Genomic DNA, 20890 nt, shown 5'->3' with positions numbered 1-20890 from the left:
CGGGTAAGTTGACTCTGGAGTAAGTAAGTACGGCAGCACCAGCACGAGAGCATCAACCGCGACCGGGAGCCGTCATGGGCGTACGCAGGGATCTGAAACGGGCGATACGACGCGCGGGTCCGACGAGCCGGACCGGGGCCGAGACCGTCAGGGACGAACACGGCGTCGTGCGTGAGGTCCGTACGGCGGCCCTGGCCCCGCGGCGGACCAACGGCAGCACGGCCGACATCCCGTTCACCAACGCGGCCGAGGCCCCCGACGCGGTGGTGCTGCGGCGCGAGGAGCACGGCACCTGGCGCCCGGTGACGGCGGCGGCCTTCGCCCGGGAGGTCACCGCCGTGGCCAAGGGGCTGATCGCCGCCGGGCTGAACCCGGGCGACCGGGTCGCCGTGATGTCCCGTACGCGCTACGAGTGGACGGTCCTGGACTTCGCGATCTGGTCCGCCGGCGGCCGGGTCGTGCCGGTCTACCCCACCTCCTCGGCGGAGCAGGTGGAGTGGATCGTCCGTGACTCCGGCGCCCGGTACGTCGTCACGGAGACCGCGCAGAACACGGCAGCCGTCGCCGCCGCCACCGCCGCCCACCCGAAGCCCCCGCGCGTATGGGAGCTGGACACCGGCGCCCTCGCCGAACTCACCGCGCTCGGCCGGGACGTCCCCGACGAGGAGGTCACGGAGCGCCGTACGGCCCTGACCCCCGACACCGTCGCGACCGTCTGCTACACCTCCGGCACCACCGGACGCCCCAAGGGCTGCGTCCTCACCCACGCCAACCTGTACGCCGAGGCCGCCAACACGGTCGAGCTGCTGCACCCCGTCTTCAAGGAGGTCACCGGCCAGGTCGCCTCGACCCTGCTCTTCCTCCCGCTCGCCCACATCCTCGGCCGCACCATCCAGATCGCCTGCCTGCTCGCCCGTATCGAGACCGGCCACTGCCCGAGCATCAAGCCCGACGAACTCCGGCCCGCGCTCAAGGCGTTCCGTCCGACGTTCCTGGTCGGTGTGCCCTACCTCTTCGAGAAGATCCACGACACCGGCCGGGCCACCGCCGAGAAGATCGGCCGGGGCGCCTCCTTCGAACGCGCCCACCGCGTCGCCGTCCGCTTCGGCGAGGCCCACCTCGACAGGTTCCTGGGCCGCGGCAAGGGCCCCGGCCCGGGGCTGTACGCCGCGTGGGCCCTGTACGACCTGCTGGTCTACCGCCGGGTCCGCAAGGAACTCGGCGGACGGGTGCGCTACGCCATCAGCGGCGGCTCCCCGCTGGAACGGGACCTCAACCTCTTCTTCTACGCGGCCGGGATCATGGTCTACGAGGGCTACGGCCTGACCGAGACCACCGCCGCCGCCACCGTCGTCCCGCCGCTGGGCCCCCGCCCCGGCACGGTCGGCCTGCCGGTCCCCGGCACCGCGGTCCGCATCGCCGGCGACGGCGAGGTGCGGATCAAGGGCGGCATCGTCTTCGGGTCGTACTGGAACGACCCGGCCGCCACCGACGAGGCGCTCGACGACGGCTGGTTCGCCACCGGCGACCTCGGCTCCCTCGACGAGGACGGCTATCTGACCATCACCGGCCGCAAGAAGGACATCCTCGTCACCTCCGGGGGCAAGAACGTCTCCCCGGCCGTCCTGGAGGACCGGCTGCGCAGCCGCCCGCCCGTCGGCCAGTGCCTCGTCGTCGGCGACAACCGCCCCTTCGTGGCCGCGCTGATCGCCCTCGACCCCGAGACGGTCGCCCACTGGCTGGCGGTGCGCGGACTGCCCGCCGGCACCCCGATGTCCGAGGTCGTCCGCGACCCGCGGATGCGCGCCGACGTGCAGAAGGCCGTCGACTACGCCAACGAGGCCGTCTCCCGCGCGGAGTCCATCCGCGCCTTCACCCTGGTCGAGGGCGAGTTCACCGAGGAGAACGGACTGCTGACCCCCTCGCTGAAGGTCAGACGGCGGGCGGCGCAGGAGGCGTACGCGGACGAGATCGCGGCCCTCTACTCCTGACTCCGGCGTCCCGCAGGACACGGAGGTAGCGCCTGCGGACGTGGAGCTGTGCCAGCAGGAGAACGGGGAAGAGCGGGCGCCAGGGGCCCGTCGGCGCCGCCCGGGTCAGGGAGCGCAGGGTCAGCAGGACCCGGCCGTCGTCGTCCCGGTGCACGATGAAGGCCTCTTCGCCGCTGACCGGGTGGCCCCGGCGGGTGCCGTAGGCGAAACCGCACCGGTCCCCGGTCTCCACCACGGCGACGACCTCGACCGGTTCCCGTACGACGCACCGGCCGAGGCCCGCCGTGACGGTGTACCGCCCGCGCTCACGCGCGTCGGTGCCGCCCCCGTCGGCCGGGACGACGGCGAAGCCGCTGCGCCGTTTGACCTCCCACCGCAGCACCGCCTCCCTGGCGGCGTTCCAGGCGTCCTCTCCCCGTCCGATCGTCACGGTCCTCTCGTACCGGCGGAACCCGGGCGGGGACGCGGACCAGAGCGGGACCTGCGGGGCGGTGGCGCCGCGGGGGCCGTAGGTGAGACCGCCGTCCTCACCCATGTGCGTCCGTCCTCCCCTCCAGGAAGTCGGACAGGCCCGTCAGCAGCCGGTCGACGTCCTCGCCGCTGGTGTAGGGGGCCAGACCGACGCGGAGGCCGCCGGTGTCGCCGAGGCCGAGGCGGCGGGACGCCTCCAGCGCGTAGAAGCTGCCGCTGGGTGCGTGGACTCCGCGTTCCGCCAGGAAGCGGTAGGCGTCCGTGGTGGAGCGGCCGTCGAGGGTGATGAGCAGGGTCGGGGTGCGCCGGGCCGCGCGGGAGTGGACGGTGACGCCGGGGAGGGCTGCCAGGCCCTTCTCCAGGCGGTCGCGCAGGACGCCCTCGTGTTCCTCGATCGCCTCGAACGCCGAGGCGAGCCGTTCACGGCGGCTGCCGCCCGGCCCGGCGCCCAGCCCGGCCAGGAAGTCGACCGCCGCACGGGTGCCCGCGAGGAACTCGTAGGGCAGCGTGCCCAGTTCGAAGCGCTCGGGCACCACGTCCGTGGAGGGCAGCAGTTTGTCCGGGCGCAGGGTCTCCAGGAGTTCGGGGCGAGCGGCCAGGACGCCGTGGTGGGGGCCGAGGAACTTGTACGGGGAGCAGACGAGGAAGTCCGCGCCGAGCGCCTCGGTGTCGACCGGGGCGTGCGCGGCGTAGTGCACTCCGTCGACGTACAGCAGGGCGCCCGCCTCGTGCGTGATCCGCGCGATCTCGGCGATCGGGGGCATCGTGCCGATCAGGTTGGAGGCCGCGGTGACGGCCACCAGCCGGGTGCGGTCGGAAAGCACGGCGCGGATGTCGTCGGCGGTCAGTTCGCCGGTGGCCGGGTCGAAGTCCGCCCGGCGGACGGTGCTGCCGGTCCGCTCGGCCGCCTGCGTCCAGGGGCGGATGTTGGCGTCGTGGTCCAGCCGGGTGACGACCACCTCGTCGCCCGGTGACCAGGTCGCGGCGAGGGTGCGGGAGAAGTCGTAGGTGAGCTGGGTGGCGCTGCGGCCGAAGACGATGCCCGCCGGGTCGGCGCCCAGGAGGTCTGCCATGGCGCGCCGGGCCTCGACGACGACGGTCTCGGCGTTGCGCTCGCCGGGCAGGCCGTCGCCGCGGATCGAGAGCGGCCGGGACAACGCGGCGGCGATCGCCTCGATGACGGGCAGCGGCGTCTGGGTGCCGCCGGGGCCGTCGAAGTGCGCGGTGCCGGCGGCCAGCGCGGGAATCCGGGCGCGCAGTGCGGTGAGGTCGTACGTCACGGGGGGGGCCTCCTGTCGATGCGGAAGGTGGGCGTGCCGGTCAGGTGGACGAGCCGTCGGCCCGCGGTGCGGGCGGCGGGTCGGAGAGCTGCTCGCGCAGATAGTTCCAGACGACCGCGATCAGTGCGGCCACCGGTACGGCGAGCAGGCTGCCGACGATCCCGGAGAGGCTGCCGCCCAGTGTCACCGCCAGCAGGACGACCGCCGCGTGCAGTCCGAGACCGCGGCTCTGGATCATGGGCTGGAACACGTTGCCCTCGAGCTGCTGCACCACGACGATGACGGCCAGCACGAGCAGCGCGTCCGTCAGGCCGTTGGACACCAGCGCGATCAGCACCGCGACGAAGCCGGCGAACAGGGCGCCCACGATGGGCACGAACGCGGAGACGAAGGTCAGCACCGACAGCGGCAGCACCAGGGGGACGTCCAGGATCCACAGGCCCAGGCCGATCAGTACGGCGTCGATCAGGCCGACGAGCGCCTGGGACCGTACGAACGAGCCCAGGGTGAGCCAGCACCGCTCGGCGACGGCGGGCACGTCGGTGGCGAGCCGGCCGGGGAGCTGCCGGCCGAGCCACGGCAGGAAGCGCGGGCCGTCCTTGAGGAAGAAGAACATCAGGAAGAGCGCGAGGACGGCCGTGACCACACCGCTGAAGACGGTGCTCACGCCGGTGACGGCGGTGGTGGCGATGGCCCCGGCGCTGTCCTGGATGCGGGCCGTCGCGGTGTCGAAGGCGCCGGCGATCTGGGCGTCGTCGATGTTCAACGGCGGCCCGGCGGCCCATTCGCGCAGCCTCTGGACGCCCTCGACGACACCGTCGGTCAGCTCGCCGGCCTCCGACGCCACGGGCACCGCGATCAGGGCCGCGGTGCCCGCGGCCACCAGCAGGAACAGCACGGTCACCAGGGAGGCGGCGAGCGCGGGGGCCAGGCCGCGCCGGCGCAGGAAACGGGTCGGGGGCCAGGTGAGCGTGGTGAGGAGGAGACCGACTATCAGCGGCCAGACCACCGACCACATCCGGCCCAGCACCCACAGCACCACCGCCGCCGCCACCAGGACCAGCAGCAGCTCACCGGAGACACGCGCCGACGTGCGCAGCGCGGCACGGGTTCTCCCCGCGTTCAACGTGGCAGACATGGAGGCACCTTATGGGGCCCGCCGGTCACGGTGATCACCCGGGACCCGACCGGAATCCGCCCGGGATCCGCCCGGAAGGACGTCCGGCGGGGTTCCACCGTGTCGGCCGGGGACGGCCGGGGACGGTGAGGCAGACTGAGGTCATGGCCGACCTCGATGCCCGCGGGACACCGTCGCGTCGGTTCCCCCCGGCGCCGAAGAGCGTGGCGGAGGCCCGGCGGTTCGTGCGGGCCGCCCTCGACGGTGCCGCACCGGACCTGGTGGACACGGCTCAGCTGCTGGTCAGTGAGCTGGTCACCAATGTCGTCCTGCACGCCCGCACCGAGGCCGAGGTGACGGCCCGCGTCGACGACGGCACGGTCCATGTGCGGGTCGGCGACCGCCGGCCGGACCGCGGGCTCGTGCCGCACGGATGCCCGCCCTACGCCGGTACGGGACAGGGTCTGCCGCTGGTCGCCGGGCTGTCGTCCCGGCGGGGCGTCGAGACCGGTGCCGGGGGCAAGACGGTGTGGTTCGAGCTGCGGCCCGAGGGACCGCCCCGGCGCCCGGACGACTGGGAGCCCGCCGCGGCACCCTCCGTACCGGGAACGACGGTGACGCTGCTCGACGTGCCGGCGGCGCTCTACTCGGCGGCCCAGCAGCACCGGCACACCCTGCTGCGCGAGGTGGCCCTGGCCGTCGCCGCCGGCCACGATCTCGGTGTGCCCCCGGAGGACCTGGCCGTCGCGCTGGACATGAGCCAGCTGATCACCGCGTCCGTGACGGCCGCGCTGCGGCGGGAGCCCTCCGGGCAGGCGATCCGCTCACTGCCCCTGTCGGTGCCGCCGGACGCCGAGCCGTCGGTGCAGACCCTGCGCGCGGTGCTCGACCTGGCCGAGGAGGGCGCCCGTGACGAGCGCCTGCTGACGCTCCCGGCGCTGCCGCGGCAGCGCCTCTTCCACCAGTGGCTGTTCGACCAGATCGTCGGACAGCTGGCCGGGGCGCACCCCACGGCGTGGACGGTGGTGCCCGGGGGGCCGGGCACCAGTCCCTCGGAAATGGTGGCGTGGGACGCCGGGCAGGTGCAGGCGAGCAGGACTCCGACGATCGCCGCCGACGAGCGGAACCGGATCATCGCGGCGAACGGGCCGGCGGCGGACCTGCTCGGCTGGCGCGTGGACGACCTCGTCGGGCGTCCGCTCACCACACTCGTCCCGGAACACCTCCGCAGACGGCACGTCGCGGCGTTCACGTCCCTGCTGCTCAGCGGGCAGCCCCGGATCCTGGGCCGCTCGGTGCCGCTGCCCGCGCTGCACCGCGACGGCCGGCTGGTCCCCGTACGGCTGTTCATCCAGCCGCAGGAGACAGCCGACGGCCGTACCGTCTTCATCGCCCAGCTCGCCCCGCGGGCGGCGGTTCCCGGCCCCTCCACGGACCTGCCCGGCCGCGTCCGGTCCACGGCACGGGAGGAGCCGGAGCGGCTGCCCCCGCCGGCCACCGGCGACCGCGGCCGGGACGCGGACCGGTCCGCGCTGGAGCGGCTGTCGCTGCTGGCCGACACCGCGGCCGCGCTGAGCAACGCCCCGTACCTGGAGGAGGGTCTGGAGCGGGTGGGCCGGATCATCACCCGGCGGCTGGCCGACTGGTGCGCGGTGGACCTGTTCACGGAGAGCGGCCAGGTGGAGCGGGTCTCCCTCCCCCACCGCTCGCCCCGCGGTCCCTGGCCCGAGGAGTACGAGGGCCGGCTCCCGCCGGTGTCCGACGCCGCCCGCGGGCCCCTGGCCCGTGCGCTGCGCGGGGCGGGCCCGCTGCTGCTCACCGGGCCGCCGTCGCCCAGCCAGGTCGCGAGCCCCCTGGACGCCCACTACCTGGGGCTGTTCCGGACCATGGGCGCGGACAGCGCGGTCGTCGCCCCGCTGCGGGCCCGCAGGCAGATCATCGGCGCCCTCACGGTGGCCCGCCGCGGACGGGAGGCGCCGTTCACGGAAGAGGATCTGCCGCTGGTCCACGACCTGGTGCGCAGTCTCGCCCTGGGCGTGGACAACCTCCGTCTCTACCAGGAGACGCGCAACATCGCCGAACGTCTCCAGCGGTCGCTGCTGCCGAGGCTGCCGGAGGTCGGTCATCTGCGGCTGGCCGCCCGCTACGCCGCCTCCTCCGCCACCGCGCAGGTCGGCGGTGACTGGTACGACTGCTTCGTCCTGCCCGACGGGGACACGGCGCTGGTCATCGGCGACGTCACCGGGCACAACCTGGACGCGGCCATCGCCATGAGCCAGTTGCGCAGCATGCTGCGGGGCATCGCCGTGGACCGTCAGGAGCCGCCCGAGACCGTTCTGCGCCGTCTGGACATGGCGAACCACAGCCTCTACCGCGAGTCCACCGCCACCTGTATCTACGCTCTGGTCAAGGGCCACGAGGACGGCCCCTGGGAGCTGGTGCACTCCTCCGCCGGGCATCCGCCGCCGCTGCTCGTCGAACCGGACGGCCGCACCCGCTACCTGGAGGACGGCTCGGGGCTGCTGCTCGGGGTGGACCCACGGGTGTCCCGCCCCCGGGGCCGGGACGCGATTCCGGCGCATGCGACGGTGCTGCTGTACACCGACGGACTGATCGAACGCCGGGGAGAGCACCTGGACGACGCCATGGAGCGGCTCCGCCGGCATGCCGCGGCGCTGGCCCGGGAGCCGCTCGACGTGCTCTGCGACGAGTTGCTCATCGGGCTGGGCGCCGACAGCGACGACGACATCGCCGTCCTGGCCGTGCGGCCCGTACCGCCGCGCTGACCGCCGTCCTCCGGTGGTCCGGTGGTCCGGTGGCGGCGCGTCCGGTCCGCGCGCCGCCACCGGCCCGGTCAGCTGAACGGGTCGAGGGTGAGGGTTGCCTGGCTCGGGTTGCCGTCGTGGACGAGCGACTCGTGGTTGCCCACGTCGTCGAAGGCGAAGGCGTACGCCTTGCCGTCGGCCATCTGCGCGTGGATGGCGCGGGCGTAGTGGTTGGTGACGGAGTCCTGGTAGAAGCCGCCGGAGCCGGAGTCCGGCTGGTTGGGGTTGGTCAGCAGCGTGGAGCGGTTGAATCCGGCGCACAGGGTGCGGGAGATCGGGCCGCGCACCTGGTCGTTGGGGGCGTCGAGCCTCCGGTGGCAGCCGAAGACGGAGGAGGCGTCCGGCTTCTGGAAGCTGGTGACCACGGCTCCCGCGCCGTTGGTGAAGTTCATGACGTCACCGGAGACCCGGCCGTAGTACTTGACGCCCGGCTGGTCGGTGAAGGGCGTGACCGTCAGGGTGGAGCCGGCGTACTTCTGCCAGACCCGGTTGATGTAGTTGTCCATGACCGACGCCGGCAGGGCGCCCGTCTCCAGTCCGTACAGCGGGGACAGGGCGCGCAGCACGGTGCCGTCGGAGCGGGTCTGGATCAGGCCGGCCCAGCCTCCGGACTGTCCCCTGAGCGTGTTGAGGACCGCGTTGTAGCCGCCGGGCCTGAGCTTGCCGGTGCTCGTCGTGCTGCCGTCGGCACGCCGCACCCCCACCGAGTAGGGGGCGGAGAACATGTCCACCTGGGTGCTGTTGAGCCACAGACCCGAGTCGTTGAGGGTGTACTCGGACCAGTTGAAGAGGATGTTGCGGTTGGGGTCCGTCGGGTTCTGCACGGCGGGCTGCACCAGGCCGCCGGTGGTCAGCTTGAAGACGAGTTTCTGGCCGTAGGAGAAGTAGATGCGGCCGGAGAACTTGGGGACGCGGATGGTCGTGGACTGTCCTGCCGCCGGGCCCGCCATCGAGGCGTCGGGGGCGGGGGTGGGCGGGTTGCCGCCCGCGGGCCAGGGGTGGAACGTGCCGCTCGCGTCGGCCCAGCCCTGTCTGCCGGTCGACAGCTGGGTGCCGAGGTTGTAGACGTACACCTGCTCGCCGCGGCCCGAGTTGTTGGTGATCTTCAGGGGGATGGTGTCCGGGACCGCGGCGGCGTGGGCGGGTGCCGACACTCCGGTGGCGAGCAGTGAGCCGCCGAGCACCGTGGCGATGCTCAACCCCACCGCCATGGCCCGGCGTCCGAGTGTGCGCAGCATGCTCCTTCTCCGTTCAACTGTGGGGGGAGTTGTTCTGAGAGCGCTCTCAGAATCTCGCCCTGGTATGGACCTGTCAACGGTTTGGGAGTCCGGGAGTCCGGTACGCCGGAACGGCGGTCAGCCGCCGTTCTGCACCACGCCACGGGTCGAGAAGGTGACGGGAGCGCCGGAGGTGAAGTCGCCCGGCGGGATGCCCGGATGGTGCCCCTCGGACGGCTTGGGCCGCGCGGGGGCCGGGCCGAGCGCGAGCCGGGAGACGATGCGGTAGCGGTCGCCCCGGTAGAGGGAGTGGACGTACTCGACGGGACGGTCGCCGGTGTCGGTGGTGAGGCGCTCGAACAGCAGGGCCGGCGACAGCTCGGGCACGTCGAGCAGGTCCGCCTCCGCGCGGGTCACGACAGTGGGCTCGATGGACTGCACCGCCTCGCCGACCCGCACACCGTGCCGGTCGCGGAAGTGCTCGTACAGGTCGCCCCGTTCCAGTTCCCCTTCCGTCAGGTCCGGCACCAGGTCCGCCGGGATGTGCAGATGCTCGATGGCCATGGGCGAGCCGTCGACCAGCCGCAGGCGGGCCACGTAACGGATGCGCGCCGCGGGCGAGACACGCAGTCTGCGGCCCACCCGGGCGCCGGCCGGCAGGGTGCGGAACTCCAGGACCCGGCTGGTCCACACCCCGCCGGCCCGCGGTACGGCGAAGGAGCCCCGCTCGGAGACCAGTTCCTGGGTGATCTTCTCGGCGGCGACGAACATGCCGCGGCCGTGCTCGCGCACCAGCAGTCCCGCGACCACGAGTTCGTCCACGGCCGCGCGCAACGTGGGCCGGGACACGCCGAGTCGGGCGCACAGGCTGCGTTCCGAGGGGATGGCGTCGCCGGGGCGCCGGGCCTCGATCAGCTCGAGGATCGCGTCGCGGACCCGTTCGCGTTTGAGCACGGCACCCGAGGCGGCGCGGTCGATCTCCATACGGGGCTCCCGTTCGTCGTCGGGCGGCGTGGCGGGCCGTGCGGCCGTCGGGTCACTGGTACGGCCTCGACCATAACTGGTCCGCTCCGCAAGGGAGTCCGCCCCGGAACATCCGCGCGGAGGGTTGACGCCCACATTGGTCTATGCCACCTTCTCTCGACATCAACTGGTAAGGCCCTGGCGGCAACTGGTCAACCCGACGACGGGCCGGGCCGCCACCGTGAGCTCCATGCCCTACCGCACAGACGATCCAACCGTGCGCCACCCCCACTGCGAAAGGACACGGATGAGCACTCGTCCCACCGGCCGCCGCACCCGCGCGGCACTCGCGCTGACCGCGCTGTTCGGCAGCGCCGCCCTGGCCGGCCTCCCCGCCACCACCGCCGCCGCCGCGGACGGCGCCGTCACCGTGCAGTACCGCACCAGCGCGGGCGGGGCCACCGCCGACCAGAGCGAGCCCTGGCTCAAGGTCCGCAACACCGGTTCCTCACCTGTGCAGTTGCACCAGGTGAAGATCCGCTACTACTTCAAGGCGGACTCCCCGGACGCCTCGTACCGCTTCGCCTGCTCCTGGGCGGTCAAGGGCTGCTCCGCCGTCACCGGCACGTTCGGGACGCTCGCGCACCCCACCGCGACCGCCGACCGCTACCTGGAGATCGGGTTCACCCCGTCCGCCGGGTCGCTGGCTCCCGGCGCCGACACCGGGGACATGCAGCTGCGCTTCCACCGGTCCACCTGGCAGACGCTCAGGCAGAGCGACGACTACTCCTTCGACGGCACCCGGACCTCGTACGCCGACTGGAACAAGGTCACCGCCCGGCTCGCCGGCGCCACGGTGTGGGGCACCGCCCCCGAGGGCGACGACCCCACCGATCCGACCGACCCCACGGACCCGACCGACCCGCCGGGCGGCGGCCAGACCCTGTTCGACGACTTCGACTACACCTCCCACACCGACCCGGCGGTCTCCGCGCACGGCTGGAGCGTACGGTCCAACTCCGGCGGCCCCGGTGTGCCCGGCGCGACCTGGGACCCGTCCAAGGTCACGTTCAGCGCCTCGGGCGGCAACTCGGTGATGAACCTGGAGACCTCCACCGCGGGCACCGGCGCCTCCACCAGGCACACCGAAGTCCTCACCAGGAGCATGAAGTTCAGAAACGGCACCTACGCGGCCCGTGTGCGGTTCTCCGACGCCCCGAAGTACGGTCCCGACGGCGACCGCGTCGTCCAGACCTTCTTCACCATCAACGACCTCAAGGCCCCGATGGCCGACGACTACGCCGAGTACGACTTCGAGTACCTGCCCAACGGCGGCTGGGGCGAGCCGTCCGGCATCCTGTACACGACCTCCTGGGAGACCTACGCCCCCGATCCCTGGCAGGCCGTCAACCAGCACAGCGAGAGCCGGCGGAGCTTCGCCGGCTGGCACGACCTGGTGGTGACCATCGACGACAACGCCATCACCTACTACGTCGACGGTCAGCACTTCGGCACGCACGACGCCGCGTATCTGCCGGAGCGCCCGATGTCGATCAACTTCAACCAGTGGCTGATCGACCTCGAAGGCCAGACGTCGGCCACCCCCCGCGCCTACGACCAGCAGGTCGACTACGTCCTGCACGTCAAGGACCAGGTACTCACCCCGGCCCAGGTGACCACGAGGATCAACACGTACCGGAACGCCGGCACGTCCTTCGTGGACGAGGTCCCGACGCCATGAGGAGCTGAGCCCGACCCGCCGGCCGGGGCCGGGTGTCGCCGCGTCCGGGCCGGCCGGCGGGAACCGCCCGGCGGGGCCCTCGTTCCGTGGGGCGGGGCGGGGGCCTCACTTGCCTGTGGCGGGTGTCCGGCGCAGGCTGGTCGCATGGGTGCGGGCCCGACGCTCATCACCTCCGTGCAGCGCGCCTTCCGGCTGCTGGAGGCGGCGAGCGCCCATCAGAACGGCGCGCCGGCGAAACAGCTGGCCCGGGAGACGGGGCTGCCCCTGGCCACGGCCTACCACCTGCTGCGCACACTGGTGCACGACGGGTATCTGCGCAAGCTGGACGACGGCGGATTCGTCCTGGGCGACCGGTTCCGGACCCTGCCCACGGCGAGCCGGGAGCAGGCGCTGCTCAGCCGGGTCAGGCCGGCGCTCGCCGCACTCCGGGACGAGCTGTCCACCGCCGCCTACCTCACCTTCTACGAGGACGGCGAGATCCGTGTCGCCGAGATCGTCGACGGCCCCCGCACCCCGCGGGCCGAACTCTGGGTGGGGTTCGAGGACGCCGGACACGCCACCGCGCTGGGCAAGTCGGTGCTCCGGGAGCTCGACGACGAGGCACGCAAGGAGTACCTCTCCCGGCACCCCCTCAACGGCCTCACCCCGCGGACGATCACCACGGCCCCGGAGCTGATCCGCCGGCTGGAGAGCAGCACCCTGGCCCCGGCCGTCACCGACCTGGAGGAGTACTCCCTGGGCATCGTCTGTGTCGCGGTGCCGGTCTACAGCGGAAGCACCCTGGGCTCGCTCGGCGTGTCCATGCGCAAGGACCGGCTGCACCGGCTCGACGAGGTCCGCGAGCACCTCCTGCCCGCGGCCGGGCGGGTGACCCGGGGCCTCTCGCTCACTATCTGAAAAGCACACCCTTGTGACGTTCGCAACGATCATTTCTCCTGATTAAGTCAGACATTACGGATGCGCGCACGCCGCGCAAAGGTGAGGACTGCGGACGACACATGAGTCACGCCCGTCAGCATGGACGCGACCACTGGCCGATACGGCAGTACAAGCGGGGGGCCCGCCACACCTGGTCGCCCCGGGCACGGGCCGTCGCGCACTGGGCCGCCGGCACGCCGGCACTCTCCGTGCTGATCGTCTTCCTGGTCGTGTTCGTCGACCTCGTCGGCGGAACGGGCAAGATGTGGCTGCCGCTGCTCGCCGCCGGGCCGGCGCTGGCGGCGGCCACCAGCCGGCCGGCCGGGGTCCTCGGGGTGGGTCTCCTCGCTTCCCTCCTCGGCGCGGCGATCGGCGCCCGGCACGGCATGGCGGCCTCGGAGCTGGCCGTCGTACTCGCCGCGCTGGTGACCGTCGCCCTGGCCGGCACTCTCGCCAGCGCCCTGCGGGAACGCCGTGAGCGGGTGCTCGCCGCCGTCCGTTCCGTCGCGGAGACCGCGCAGCACGCCCTGCTCAAGCCGGTCCCGGAGACCGTCGGCCCGTTCCAGACGGCGGTCCACTACAGCGCCGCCGCGGCGGAGGCCCGGATCGGCGGTGACCTCTACGCCCTCATCCCCACTCCGTACGGGGTCAGGATGATCGTCGGCGATGTGCGCGGCAAGGGACTGCCGGCCGTGGGGACGGCCGCCCTGGTGCTCGGTGTCTTCCGGGAGGCCGCCTACGACGAGCCCGATCTGCTGGACGTCGTCTGCAGGATCGAACGGAGTCTGGCCCGCAACCTCGGCCACGACGACTTCGTCACCGCCGTGGTCGCCGGGTATCCGGAGCCGGGGCGGCTGGAGGTGGTCAACTGCGGGCACGCTCCCCCGCTGCTGGTCCGCGGCGCCGAGGTGGTGCCGGTGGACCCCGTCAGCCCGGCGCCGCCCCTGGGGCTGCGCGCCCTGTCGGGCGAGTCCCCCGGCCTTCAGGTGGTGTCCTTCACCGAGGGGGACCAATTGCTGTTCTACACCGACGGGGTCACGGAGGCCCGTGACGCCGGCCGTGCGTTCTACCCGCTGGCCGAGGGCCTGGCCCGGCATCTGTGCGACGAGCCGGCCCGCACGCTCGCCGCGCTGCACCAGGAGCTGCTGGACCACGTGGGCGGCCGGCTGCACGACGACGCGGCGCTGCTCCTGCTGCGCAAGCCCGTCGCCACCGCCGGGGCGGCGGACGCGGGCTCCCCCGCCGTCCTGCCGCTCACGGCGCGGCCGGAACCGGGCGTGGGCGGCGCCTTCGACGAACACGAAGGCGCCGCCTAGGGCGGCCGGTCCGTCAGGGCCGCTGGGCGGCGATCATGCGCCGGTACCAGTGGTAGCTGTCCTTCGGGGTGCGCTCCTGCGTGTCGTAGTCGACCCGGACGATGCCGAAGCGCTTGTCGTAGCCGAAGGCCCACTCGAAGTTGTCGAGCAGCGACCACACGTAGTAGCCGCGTACGTCCACGCCCGCGTCGATCGCGGCCCGCAGCGCGGTGAGGTGGTCGCGCAGGTACGCCACCCGGTCGGTGTCGTGCACGGCGCCGTCCGCGCTCACCTCGTCGTCCTCGGAGGAGCCGTTCTCGGTGATGTGCACCGGCGGCAGGGCGTCGCCGTACTGCTCCTTCAGGTCCACCAGGAGGTCGGTGAAGGTGTCCGGGGCCACCGGCCAGCCCATCGCGGTGTGCCGGACGCCGGGCATCGGCGTCTCGGCGTAGCGGTTGTCGGTCGCCACGCGCAGGGCGGGGTCGCCCTCGCGGTACGGGGCGTCGGCGACGACGATCGGGCGGTAGTAGTTGATGCCGAGGAAGTCCAGCGGCCGGCTGATCAGCTCCAGGTCGCCGTCGCGGCGGAAGTCCTGTGCGGTGATCAGCTCGCCCCAGGTGTCCTCCTCGGTGTCCGGGTAGCGCCCGGCGAGGACGGGCTCCGTCCACACCAGGTTGTGCAGGGTGTCGGCGCGTACGACGGCCTCACGGTCGGCGGCGGAGTCGGTGGCGGGCAGGTGGTGGTCGAGGTTGAGGGTGATGCCGACCTCGCGGACCCCGGCGGACCGGAGCGCCTGGACGGCGAGTCCGTGGCCGACCAGGAGGTGGTGGGCGGCCGCCAGGGCGCCCCGGCCCTCGCGGGCGCCCGGCGCGTGGCGGCCGACGGAGTAGCCGAGGAAGGCGCTGCACCACGGCTCGTTGAGGGTGATCCAGCGGGGCACCCGGTCGCCCAGGTGCCCGGCGACCACGGCCGCGTACTCGGCGAACCGCTCGGCGGTCTCCCGTACCCGCCAGCCGCCCCGGTCCTCCAGGGCCTGCGGGAGGTCCCAGTGGTAGAGGGTGGCGGCCGGCTCGATGCCGGCGGCGAGGAGTTCGTCGACCAGGCGGGAGTAGAAGTCCAGGCCCTTGGGGTTCACCGGGCCGGTGCCGTCGGGCACGATGCGCGGCCAGGCGATCGAGAAGCGGTACGAGCCGACACCGAGGTCGCGCAGCAGGGCCACGTCCTCGGGGTAGCGGTGGTAGTGGTCGCAGGCGACGTCACCGGTGTCGCCGTTCGCGACCAGGCCGGGGGTGTGGCTGTAGGTGTCCCAGATCGACGGGCCGCGGCCGTCCTCGTACGCCGCGCCCTCGATCTGGTACGAGGCGGTCGCGGCGCCGAAGACGAAGCCGGGCGGGAAACCGGGAAAGTCGCTCATGTGTTCAGGTCCATCTCGAGACGTGCGGTGATCACTTGACGGAGCCCCCGGTGATGCCGGCGGCGATGTACTTCTGGGCGAGGACGAGCAGGATCGCGGCCGGGACGGCGGAGAGCACGGACGCGGCCATGACCGCGCCCCAGTCGCCGACGTGGGCGCCGATGTACTGGTAGATGCCGAGCGTGATCGGCTTGACGTCGTCGGTGGTGTTCAGGGTGAGCGCGAACATGAAGTCGCTCCACGAGAACAGGAACGCGAACAGGCCGGAGGTGATCAGCGAGTTGCGGCTCATCGGGAGCACCACCCGCAGGAAGACCCGTACCGGCCCCGCGCCGTCGATCTCGGCGGCCTCGATGACCTCGCCCGGGATGGACACCATGAAGGAGCGCATGAGGACGATGGAGAACGGGATGCCGAGCGAGGCGTCCGCGAGCATCAGGCCGAAGTAGGAGTTCACCAGGCCCAGGTCGACGTACGAGTTGTAGAGGGCGTTGGCGATGACGATGCCCGGCACCATCTGGGTGATCAGGGTGCCGAAGACGATCGTACGCGAGCCGCGCAGGCCGAACCGGGCCAGGCCGTAGGCCGCCGGGGCGGAGACGGCCAGGCAGATGGCGACGGCGCCGAACGAGACCAGCAGGGAGGTCAGCAGGTGACCGCCCTGGTCGGTGACGGCCTTGGAGAACCCGGAGAGGTCCAGGCTGCCCGGCACCGGGTCGACCTGGAGCAGGCCGGACTCGGGCTGGAGTGCCGTGTTGAGCATCCAGTACAGCGGGAAGAGCATCACGCCCAGGATGAGTACACCGGCGACGGTGGAGCCCCAGCGGCGCCGGGACGCGGTGGGAGTGTCGGCGGCCATGTCGGTCACTTCCCCTCGGTGCGGTTGGCCCGCAGGTAGAACACCGCGAACACCGCGGAGATGAGAATGAGGACGTTGCCGACGACCGCGCCGGCGCCGAAGTCCAGCTCCACGAAGGAGTTCTGGTAGGTGAGCGTGCCCAGGGTCTGGGTGGCGTCGGCGGGTCCGCCGTCGGTGAGGGCGAGGATCAGGTCGAGGATCTTGACCGTCGACATGAAGCCCAGCACCAGGACGACCGTGATCACCGGCTTGAGCATCGGCAGGGTGATGGAGCGGAAGGTCCGCCAGGCCGAGGCGCCGTCCAGGGCGGACGCCTCGTACAGCTCCTTGGGGATCTCCTGGAGGCCGCCGTAGAGGATGACCATGTTGAACGGGATGCCGATCCAGATGTTGACCAGGATCACCGACAGCAGCGCCATGTCGGGGCTGGTCAGCCACGGGGTCTGACCGCCCAGGCCCACGGTGTCGAGGAAGGTGTTCAGTACGCCGGTGTCCTGGTCCAGGATGCGGCGCCACACGATGCCGGACACCACCATGGGCACCAGCCAGGGCAGCAGGATCAGCGACCGCAGGACACCGTTCAGGGGGAACCTGCGGTTGAAGAAGACGGCGAGGGCGAGGCCGATGCAGAACTGGCCGAGCAGGGAGCCGGCGGTGAAGACGAGGGTGTGCCACAGGGCCTTGCCGAACAGGACGTCCTGGAAGACGGACGACCAGTTGTCGGTGCCGTTGAACGGGGCCTCGCCGGTGAAGAACGTCTTCGGCGTGTAGTGCTGGAAGCTCATCACGATGTTGCGGACGAGCGGGTAGCCGAAGAACAGCAGCATGAAGACGACGGCGGGGGCGACGAAGCCCCACTGGGCGAGCCTGCGGCGCAGGCGCTGCCGGCCCGGGTCCGGCGCGGCGGCCTTGCCGGACGTCTCGGCTGACGCCACGGCGGTGACGGTGGACGTGGTCATGGGCGCGTACCTCAGTTTCCGCTCGTGACGCGCTGCTGGGCGCGCTGCAGGGCGGTTTCGCTGGACTGGCCGGTCAGGGCGGACTGGAAGGCGCTCTGCAGGGCGAGCGACACGCCCGACCAGCCGGCGCCGAGCTTGGCGGTGCGGGACCGGGCGGCGGCGACCTGGTCGGCCAGCGCGTCCAGCTCGGGCACCTCCTCGCGCCACTTCGCGGCGGCCTTCTCGTTGGCCGGGACCATCCAGCTGTTCAGGGCGTAGGTGAGCTGTTCCTTCTCGCTCGCCAGACAGTCGACGATCCGGCCGGCCGTCTTCTCGCGCTCGGTGTCACCGGTGTTGGGCACGGTGAGCACGGCGCCGCCGAGCGGTCCCACCGAGTCGGCGCCCGCCTCGGGGACGGGGATCTGCGCGATCTCCCAGTGCAGCGACTTCTCGGTGTTGAGGGTCTCGACCTGCCACGGGCCGTTGATCATCATCGCGGCGTTCCCGGCCATGAACTGGTCGTTCACATCGGCCTGCGTCCAGTTGACCGTGGACTTGGACAGCGACCCGTCCTGGAGCAGTGCCTTCCAGTAGTCGAGCGCCCCGACGACCTGAGGGCTGTCGAGATCCGTCTCGTCACCGCCGTTGGACCACATGAACGGCGTGAACTGGAAGACGCCGTCCTCGGCGCCGCCCGCGCTGAGCGCCACGCCGTACCGGTTGCCCTCGGTGAGCTTCTTCGCCGCCTGGCGCAGTTCGTCCCAGGTGGTGGGCACCTGGACGCCCGCCTCGTCCAGGATGTCCTTGTTGTAGAAGAGCGCGAGGGTGTTCACGGAGCGGGCCGCTCCGTAGTACGTGCCCTTGTACGAGCCGAAGTCGACGATGCCCTCGGGGACGTCGTCGGTGGCGAGGCCCAGGGTGCGCAGGTCGACGAGGCCGCCGGCGTCGGCGAAGGTCGGCATCTCGGAGGCGTCGAACTGCACGATGTCCGGCAGCGACTTCGACGAGGCCATGCGCAGGGCCTTCGTCATCACCTGCGAGGCGGGGACGCTCTGCTGCTCGATGGTGACGCCCAGCTGCTTGCCGCAGCGGGCCATCGCCTCGGCGTCCCAGCGGTGGTAGGTCTCGTCGGTCGAGGAGTTCATCACGGTGTACACGTCGCTGTCGCGCTGCTGTGCGCAGCCGGTCAGCGCCGCTCCGGCGATGAGGACGGAGACGGCGGCGAACGACGTGACGGCTCCGCGCGAACGTCCGCGCGCGCGGTGTGCGGCAACCGGAGGATGTGCTGTCACGGTGGGTGCCCTTGCGTGGGGACCGGCTCAACGTGCGCTGAGCTGGTGACTCTTTCGGGAGGCAGGTGAAGCGCTTCGACTTGGGGCGGCTCTCGCCGAGGTGTTGCTTGGCGCTGCACCGGGTGTAATTTGTTTTGCCTGATTACTAATACGCCAGCGGAAGCCGGTCGCGCTAGACCCCCGGCGATACGATCTGCTTGCGCCAAGGCGTGACAGGTTCTGCGTCTCCTGTCATAGTTCCTGGTCAGAAGCTTCCTTCCGAGCCTCTGCCGACCTCCCCCTCCGAGGAAGACCATGAAATTCACTGACGGCTTCTGGCGCATCCGCGACGGTGTCCAGATCTCGTACGCCACCGAAGTGCGCGATGTGCGCCCGGAATCGAAGCGCTTCACCGGCTACGCCGCCGTGAAGAAAGTGACACGCAGGGGCGACACCCTCAACGCGCCGCTGATCACGGTCGAGTGCTTCTCCCCCGCCGAGGGCGTGATCGGCGTCCGGGTCACCCACCACGCGGGCAAGTACCGGCCGGGTCCCGACTTCGCCCTCACCGAGGACGCGGACGGCGCGGGGACGGTACGCCAGGACGGCACCGTCACCGAGCTGACCAGCGGACCCCTGACCCTGCGCCTGGACGGGGACGGCCCCTTCGGACTCTCCTTCCACGACGCGGACGGACGCGAACTGACCCGCGCCGGCGCCAAGAGCACCGCCTTCGCCACCACCGGCGAGGGAGCCCACCATGTGCTGAGCCGGCTGTCGCTCGGCGTCGGCGAGCAGATCTACGGCCTGGGCGAGCGCTTCACCCCGTTCGTCAAGAACGGCCAGACCGTCGACGTCTGGCAGGCCGACGGCGGCACCAGCAGCGAGCAGGCCTACAAGAACATCCCGTTCTACCTCTCCTCCCGCGGCTACGGCGTCTTCGTCAACCATCCCGGCGCCGTCTCCTTCGAGATCGGCTCCGAGTCCGTCGGGCAGGTCCAGTTCAGCGTCGAGGACCAGGCGCTGGAGTACTACGTCGTCGCGGGCCCCACCCCGAAGGACGTCCTCGGCCGCTACACGGCCCTCACCGGACGCCCGGCCCTCCCGCCGGCCTGGTCGTTCGGCCTGTGGCTCAGCACCTCCTTCACCACGTCGTACGACGAGGCCACGGTGACCTCGTTCGTCGACGGCATGGCCGAGCGCGGCATCCCGCTGTCGGTGTTCCACTTCGACTGCTTCTGGATGCGCGAGTACCAGTGGTGCGACTTCCAGTGGGACCCGGACGTCTTCCCCGACCCGGAGGGCATGCTGGCCCGGCTCAAGGAGAAGGGCCTGCGGATCAGCATCTGGATCAACCCGTACATCGCCCAGAAGTCCCCGCTCTTCGACGAGGCCGCCGCCCTCGGGCACCTGGTGCGCCGCCCGAACGGCGACGTGTGGCAGTGGGACCTGTGGCAGGCCGGCATGGGCCTGGTCGACTTCACCAGCCCCGACGCCCGCGCCTGGTTCCAGTCCAAGCTCAAGCCGCTGCTCGACCAGGGCGTGGACACCTTCAAGACGGACTTCGGCGAGCGCATCCCCACCGATGTCGTCTGGCACGACGGCTCCGACCCGGAGCGGATGCACAACTACTACACCCACCTGTACAACCGGACGGTGTTCGAGCTCCTGGAGAAGGAGCGCGGGCAGGGTGAGGCGGTGCTCTTCGCCCGGTCCGCGACCGCCGGTGGCCAGCAGTACCCGGTGCACTGGGGCGGCGACTGCTGGTCGTCCTTCGAGGCGATGGCCGAGTCGCTGCGCGGCGGCCTGTCCCTGTCGCTGAGCGGGTTCGGCTTCTGGAGCCACGACATCGGCGGCTTCGAGGGCACGCCCGTCCCCGAGGTGTTCAAGCGCTGGCTCGCCTTCGGCCTGCTCTCCTCGCACAGCCGGCTGCACGGCTCCACGTCGTACCGGGTGCCGTGGGAGTTCGGCGACGAGGCGGTCGACGTCGCCCGGCGGTTCACCCTGCTCAAGCACCGCCTGATGCCGTACCTGTACGGCGCCGCCGCCGAGGCCCACCGCACGGGCGTCCCGGTGATGCGGCCCATGGTGCTGGAGTTCCCCCGGGATCCGGCGTGCCGCCCGCTCGACCGCCAGTACATGCTCGGCCCCGACCTGCTGGTCGCGCCGGTGTTCAGCGAGGACGGCGAGGTCGAGGTCTATCTGCCCGAGGGCACCTGGACCCACCTGCTGAGCGGCGAGCGGGTCACCGGCCCCCGCTGGCGCACCGAACGGCACGGTTACGACAGCCTTCCGCTGTACGTCCGTGAGGGCGCCGTGCTGCCGCTGTCCGGCGACGACTCCCGGCCCGACGGCGACTGGCTGGACGCTCCGGTCCTGCTCGTGCACCCCTCGGCCGCGGCCGACTACACGGCCGAGGTCACCGTGCCGGACACGGCGGGGCTGCCGGCCGCGACGTTCCGGGTCCGGCGGGACGGCGACGTCCTGCGGGTCACGGCGTCCGGGACCGACCGGCCGTTCACGGTGCGCGTGCCCGGCGGGGCCGAGGCACAGGGCTCGGGCGAGGTGACACTGCCGCTGGGATGACGGG

The 20890-nt window shown here is 71.9% G+C and carries 15 protein-coding genes; 6 read left to right on the top strand and 9 right to left on the bottom strand.

The annotated features are described in order from the left end of the window. Window positions 1-74: 74 nt before the first annotated feature. Window positions 75-1991 (top strand): AMP-dependent synthetase/ligase, encoded by a 1917-nt coding sequence (locus ACFV5H_RS22740; RefSeq protein ID WP_385196949.1) that lies wholly within the window; start codon window positions 75-77, stop codon window positions 1989-1991. On the opposite strand, the gene ACFV5H_RS22735 is transcribed toward ACFV5H_RS22740, so the two are convergent. From ACFV5H_RS22735 to ACFV5H_RS22725, 3 genes are read right to left on the bottom strand one after another with little or no spacing between them, the layout of a single operon-like run. After that, window positions 1933-2526, bottom strand: a complete 594-nt coding sequence (locus ACFV5H_RS22735) for a DUF1990 family protein (protein ID WP_385196946.1) — start codon at window positions 2524-2526, stop codon at window positions 1933-1935. The genes ACFV5H_RS22740 and ACFV5H_RS22735 overlap by 59 nt on opposite strands. Further along, window positions 2519-3742 carry a cysteine desulfurase-like protein gene (locus tag ACFV5H_RS22730; RefSeq protein ID WP_385196943.1) on the bottom strand — a complete coding sequence of 408 codons (1224 nt, stop codon included), beginning with the start codon at window positions 3740-3742 and terminating at the stop codon, window positions 2519-2521. The genes ACFV5H_RS22735 and ACFV5H_RS22730 overlap by 8 nt, the downstream gene beginning before the upstream one ends. Window positions 3743-3782: 40 nt before the next feature. Continuing rightward, window positions 3783-4880 carry an AI-2E family transporter gene (locus tag ACFV5H_RS22725; RefSeq protein WP_385196941.1) on the bottom strand — a complete coding sequence of 366 codons (1098 nt, stop codon included), beginning with the start codon at window positions 4878-4880 and terminating at the stop codon, window positions 3783-3785. Between the two features lie 143 nt (window positions 4881-5023). On the opposite strand from ACFV5H_RS22725, the gene ACFV5H_RS22720 reads away from it, so the two are divergent. After that, window positions 5024-7645 (top strand): SpoIIE family protein phosphatase, encoded by a 2622-nt coding sequence (locus ACFV5H_RS22720; protein WP_385196938.1) that lies wholly within the window; start codon window positions 5024-5026, stop codon window positions 7643-7645. A gap of 68 nt (window positions 7646-7713) precedes the next feature. Here ACFV5H_RS22720 and ACFV5H_RS22715 read toward each other — a convergent pair whose 3' ends face one another. Together ACFV5H_RS22715 and ACFV5H_RS22710 are read right to left on the bottom strand one after the other, a co-directional pair. Continuing rightward, window positions 7714-8922: a glycoside hydrolase family 64 protein gene (locus ACFV5H_RS22715; protein ID WP_385196936.1), complete on the bottom strand. Its 1209-nt coding sequence runs from the start codon at window positions 8920-8922 to the stop codon at window positions 7714-7716. 117 nt (window positions 8923-9039) lie between these two features. Further along, entirely contained in the window at window positions 9040-9885 is an 846-nt protein-coding gene (locus ACFV5H_RS22710; protein ID WP_385196933.1) for a GntR family transcriptional regulator, read from the bottom strand. Between the two features lie 286 nt (window positions 9886-10171). On the opposite strand from ACFV5H_RS22710, the gene ACFV5H_RS22705 reads away from it, so the two are divergent. The 3 genes from ACFV5H_RS22705 to ACFV5H_RS22695 all read left to right on the top strand — a co-directional run bounded on the left by ACFV5H_RS22705 (window position 10172) and on the right by ACFV5H_RS22695 (window position 13839). After that, on the top strand, window positions 10172-11605 hold the full coding sequence (locus ACFV5H_RS22705) for a cellulose binding domain-containing protein (RefSeq protein ID WP_385196930.1): 1434 nt from the start codon (window positions 10172-10174) through the stop codon (window positions 11603-11605). Between the two features lie 144 nt (window positions 11606-11749). After that, on the top strand, window positions 11750-12502 hold the full coding sequence (locus tag ACFV5H_RS22700) for an IclR family transcriptional regulator (protein WP_385196927.1): 753 nt from the start codon (window positions 11750-11752) through the stop codon (window positions 12500-12502). A 101-nt stretch (window positions 12503-12603) separates the two neighbouring features. Continuing rightward, complete coding sequence (locus ACFV5H_RS22695; protein WP_385196924.1) at window positions 12604-13839, top strand: PP2C family protein-serine/threonine phosphatase; 1236 nt, start codon at window positions 12604-12606, stop codon at window positions 13837-13839. Between the two features lie 13 nt (window positions 13840-13852). Here ACFV5H_RS22695 and ACFV5H_RS22690 read toward each other — a convergent pair whose 3' ends face one another. Genes ACFV5H_RS22690 through ACFV5H_RS22675 form a run of 4 tightly spaced genes read right to left on the bottom strand, consistent with a single transcriptional unit; the run spans window position 13853 to window position 18321 of the window. Beyond that, the gene (locus ACFV5H_RS22690; protein ID WP_385196922.1) at window positions 13853-15232 is read right to left on the bottom strand and encodes a GH1 family beta-glucosidase; all 1380 of its coding nucleotides are present in this window, start codon (window positions 15230-15232) and stop codon (window positions 13853-13855) included. A 31-nt stretch (window positions 15233-15263) separates the two neighbouring features. After that, the gene (locus tag ACFV5H_RS22685) at window positions 15264-16091 is read right to left on the bottom strand and encodes a carbohydrate ABC transporter permease (protein WP_385196919.1); all 828 of its coding nucleotides are present in this window, start codon (window positions 16089-16091) and stop codon (window positions 15264-15266) included. A gap of 5 nt (window positions 16092-16096) precedes the next feature. After that, window positions 16097-17050, bottom strand: a complete 954-nt coding sequence (locus ACFV5H_RS22680; RefSeq protein ID WP_385196917.1) for a carbohydrate ABC transporter permease — start codon at window positions 17048-17050, stop codon at window positions 16097-16099. 11 nt (window positions 17051-17061) lie between these two features. Continuing rightward, window positions 17062-18321, bottom strand: a complete 1260-nt coding sequence (locus tag ACFV5H_RS22675) for an ABC transporter substrate-binding protein (RefSeq protein ID WP_385059359.1) — start codon at window positions 18319-18321, stop codon at window positions 17062-17064. A gap of 294 nt (window positions 18322-18615) precedes the next feature. On the opposite strand from ACFV5H_RS22675, the gene yicI reads away from it, so the two are divergent. Continuing rightward, window positions 18616-20886 (top strand): alpha-xylosidase, encoded by a 2271-nt coding sequence (gene yicI / locus ACFV5H_RS22670; RefSeq protein WP_385196915.1) that lies wholly within the window; start codon window positions 18616-18618, stop codon window positions 20884-20886. Window positions 20887-20890: the final 4 nt, after the last annotated feature.

Origin of the sequence: Streptomyces sp. NPDC059787 (assembly GCF_042732315.1) — a bacterium.
GTDB classification, from domain to species: domain Bacteria; phylum Actinomycetota; class Actinomycetes; order Streptomycetales; family Streptomycetaceae; genus Streptomyces; species Streptomyces atrovirens.
Note: the sequence above shows the minus strand (reverse complement) of the source record. Positions and strands in the feature narration are given on the sequence as shown.